Annotated in this window: 1 protein-coding gene; it reads right to left on the minus strand. The window is 68.9% G+C overall.

Going from position 1 to position 1,403, the window contains the following annotated elements; all coding sequences use genetic code 11:
- Window positions 1–71: 71 nt before the first annotated feature.
- Window positions 72–1,310 (minus strand): integrase catalytic domain-containing protein, encoded by a 1,239-nt coding sequence (locus AC1RNL_RS13350; RefSeq protein WP_246990639.1) that lies wholly within the window; start codon window positions 1,308–1,310, stop codon window positions 72–74.
- Between the last annotated feature and the right edge of the window lie 93 nt (window positions 1,311–1,403).

Genomic DNA, 1,403 nt, shown 5'->3' on the forward strand with positions numbered 1-1,403 from the left:
CCGAGGTGCCTCATGTCAATATGCCCGCGTGCGTGAAGCGGTGCCTCACGTAGGAATGCCCGCGTGTGTGGTCAGCTGGCTCGGCGCAGCTTCACGCCTCGAGCGGTGTCGGGCAGTGGCTGTTGGAGGCTGGCGGCGAGCTTGAGCGTGGGTTCGCGGGCGATCGCTACGAGCCGGTCCTGGATGGTTTGGATGCGGCGAGCGAGCTCGGCCGGGTTGAGGCTGTCGCGGTAGGCGCGCAGTTCGGCTTCTTGCGCGGGAGAGAGCACGCCGGCGGCGAGCAGGCGGTTGAACGGGATGCGCGGGTCGTCGTAGTCGCGGCGGCGTCGGCCGGAGCGGTCGGTGGACCAGCCGATGGGCTTCTTCGTGGGCAGGAAGTAGTTGAAGCGGTCGTTCACCAGCGGCCATAGCTGGTTGAGGAGCCGGAGCGCTTCGGGGGTGTCGTAGCGCCAGTGGAACGCGTAGGCGCGCACGAGGTGGCCGTTCTTGGACTCGATCGTGGCCTGGTCGTTCTTGCGGTAGGGGCGGCCGCGGGTGAAGAAGATGTGGCGGTCGGCGGCCCAGTTGACGAGGTCGTGGTTGATGAACTCGCCGCCGTTGTCGAAGTCGAGACCGGTGACCGCGAACGGGATCGCCTCGATCGCGCTGTTCATGACGGCCAGCACGTGCACGGCCGCGTTGTTGCGCATCGAGCGGGTGTGGACCCAGCCGAGGCGCATGTCGGTGAGGTTCACCGTGCGGCAGAACTCGCCCTTGAGGGTCGGCCCGCAGTGCGCGACGGTATCGACTTCGAAGAAGCCCGGCTCGTCCTCGACCTCGTCGCCGGCGCGGCGGATCGTGATCGACGAGCGCAGCAGCGGCGATGGCTTGGTCGAGCTCAACCCCCGCAGCGGGTCTCGCTCGCGCGCCGGTCGCAGGTAGCGGTCGATCGTCGCCGGCGACATCGCCAGCAGCTCGGCGCGGACCGCGGGCGAATAGCGCTCCTTGCCGTGCACGAGCTCGCCGTGCCGCTCGAGCGCGTCCAGCAGCGGCTCCATCGCGACCACGAGGTATTTGCCGCAGGAGCCGCCGGAGATGGCCCAGACGCGCTGCAGCACCTTGAGCGCGTCGTACGAGTACTTCCTGGCCCGCTTCCGCTTCCCCGGCCGCGCCGCGCGGGGCTTCGCGGCCGCCCGCAGCCGCCGCCGCGCGTTGTCGCGCGTCCATCCCGTCACCGCTTCGATCTCGTTGAGCAGCTGCGACTTCTCCGCCTTCGACGCCCGCAGGTACGCCCGCGCGTACTTGGCCGTGATCTCCGCTCGAGCCTGCATCGACAACTCGCATCCCATGCCCTCAGAGTTTCGCGGGCATTCCTACGTGAGGCACCGCAAACCTGTCGCGGGCACTTCACGTGAGTCTCGTCG

The sequence above is a fragment of the Agrococcus sp. GW821-FHT14H11 genome, from assembly GCF_058803545.1.

Coding starts and splice junctions, on each gene's coding strand:
- AC1RNL_RS13350 (WP_246990639.1), bottom strand. CDS start 1,310: ATGCAGGCTCGAGCGGAGATCACGGCCAAGTACGCGCGGGCGTACCTG.